This is a genomic window from Caballeronia sp. M23-90 (genome assembly GCF_053574605.1).
Window position 1 is genome coordinate 1 of the sequence record NZ_JBSIPA010001027.1, and the last position, 281, is coordinate 281.

A 281-nucleotide genomic window follows, 5' to 3' on the forward strand; every position below is an offset into this window, starting at 1 on the left:
GCGCTCACACTGAAGTCCTGGTCCAGGATGTTCGGTGCGACTGGCAGGTTGTGCGTCGAGTTGGTCGTCGCCTTGAACTTGCGCTTTTGCTTGCAGCGAAGGCCGAGCTTCGCCCGCAGACGCTTGATGCGGTGAACACCAATCTGGACACCGTGGTTCGCCAGATCCTTCTGTAGCCGTTCCGGGCCGAAGGTTTGTCGGCTACGCTCGTGAGCTGCACGCACCTGCGCTTCGAGCCGAGACTCCTGCTGCGCGTGCAACGACAGCGGCCGTTTGCGCCA

General features: G+C 62.3%; 1 protein-coding gene. It reads right to left on the reverse strand.

All coding sequences use genetic code 11. The annotated features are described in order from the left end of the window. On the reverse strand, positions 1-281 hold a 281-nt coding region (locus ACRXB1_RS37630), incomplete at both ends, for a transposase (protein WP_449494967.1).